The organism is Streptomyces sp. NRRL B-24572 (assembly GCF_002156145.1).
Taxonomy (GTDB): domain Bacteria; phylum Actinomycetota; class Actinomycetes; order Streptomycetales; family Streptomycetaceae; genus Streptomyces; species Streptomyces vietnamensis.
The window spans coordinates 1-1,771 of record NZ_MWIG01001052.1 but is presented as its reverse complement, the minus strand read 5'-3'; the positions used below and the strand labels follow the sequence as shown (position 1 = coordinate 1,771).

The window sequence follows — 1,771 nt, the reverse complement described above, 5'->3', positions numbered from 1 at the left end:
TGATGGCGCCGCCGGCGGCGAGCTCCTCGCCGACCTTCTGCTGCTGTCGGCGGAGGCCGTAACGGCGGACGAGCTCGTAGGAGACGACCACGGCGATCACGATGATGCCCTGCATGATCTCGGTGATCTCCTTCGGGTAACCCGCGACGTCCAGGCTGGAGGACGCCTTGTCGAGGAACGCGAAGAGGAGGGCCGAGAAGAGGATGCCGACCGGGTGGTTGCGGCCGAGCAGCGCGACGGTAATGGCGGTGAAGCCGACGTTGACCGGGAAGGCCAGGCTGTACGTGTGCGACTCGCCGAGCAGGATCGGCATGCCGGCCAGACCGGCGAGGCCGCCCGAGATCAGCATCGCGGTGAGGATCATCTTCTTGGCGTCGACGCCGCTGGCCTGGGCCGCGGACTCGCTCTCACCGGTGGCGCGCAGGTCGAAGCCGAAGCGGGTGCGGTTGAGCATGAACCAGTAGACGACGCCGAGCGCGAGCGCGACGAAGGTGAAGCCGTAGATCTGGCCGCCCTCGGCCATGTCGATGCCGGGGAACCAGCCGGACTCGGGGATCTGACCGGTGGTGAGGTCGTTGGAGCCGGCGGGCTGGACGCCGAAGTTCTTCGGCAGGATCAGCCAGGCCACCAGGGAGGTGGTGATGGCGTTGAGCATGATCGTGGAGACGACCTCGGAGACACCGCGGGTGGTCTTCAGGACGCCCGCGATACCGGCCCAGACGGCACCGGTCACGATGGCGACGAGCACGATCAGCAGGATGTGCAGCGGACCGGGCAGGTCGACGGCCGCGCCGACGAGCGCCGAGACCATCGCGGCGAGGCGGTACTGGCCCTCGACGCCGATGTTGAAGAGGTTCATCCGGAAGCCGATGGCCACGGCCAGGGCCGCCAGGTAGTAGATCCCCGTCTGGTTGACGATGAGGACCTGGACGTCGGAGTACCCGGCGTTCTCGATCATCAGCCGGATCGGCTCGATCGGGTCGAGGCCCGTCGCGAGCAGCACCAGGACGGTGAGCACGAAGGAGGTGACCAGGGCGAGCACCGGGCCGGCGGCGCCGATGATCAGCTTGTCCTTGTCGATTTTCTTCATCGGGCGTCACCGTCTTCGGGCTGCTCGGTGCCTTCGAGGTGGCCGGTGGCCGCGCCGGTCATGGCGGAGCCCAGCTGCTCGGGCGTGATGGTGGCGGGGTCGGCGTCCGCGACGAGCTTGCCGCGGTACATGACCCGGAGGGTGTCGGAGAGGCCGATCAGCTCGTCGAGGTCGGCGGAGATCAGCAGCACCGCGAGGCCCTCGCGGCGGGCGTCCCGGATCGCGTCCCAGATCTGCGCCTGCGCGCCGACGTCCACACCGCGGGTGGGGTGGGCGGCGATCAGGAACTTGGGGCCGTGGCTCATCTCGCGGCCGACGATCAGCTTCTGCTGGTTGCCGCCGGAGAGGGAGGCCGCGGTGACGTCGATGCCGGGGGTGCGGACGTCGTACTCGCGCACGATCCGCTCGGTGTCCTTGCGGGCGGCCTTCGGGTCGAGGATGCCGCGCTTGGAGTTGGGGGCCTCGGTGACGTGGCCGAGGATGCGGTTCTCCCAGAGGGGGGCCTCCAGGAGCAGGCCGTGGCGGTGGCGGTCCTCGGGGATGTAGCCGATGCCGCCCTCGCGGCGCTTGCGCACCGAGACCTTGGAGATGTCCTCGCCGTCGAGGCTGATGACGCCCGCGTCGGGGGTGGACATGCCCATCAGGGCCTCGATGAGCTCGGTCTGGCCGTTGCCCTCGACG

General features: G+C 69.2%; 2 protein-coding genes. Both read right to left on the bottom strand.

Going from position 1 to position 1,771, the window contains the following annotated elements; genetic code table 11:
- The coding region (locus CCN56_RS40025; RefSeq protein WP_086832481.1) for an ABC transporter permease at positions 1-1,090 on the bottom strand (1,090 nt) is incomplete at its 3' end.
- The coding region (locus CCN56_RS40020) for an ATP-binding cassette domain-containing protein (RefSeq protein WP_143664824.1) at positions 1,087-1,771 on the bottom strand (685 nt) is incomplete at its 5' end. The genes CCN56_RS40020 and CCN56_RS40025, both read right to left, overlap by 4 nt.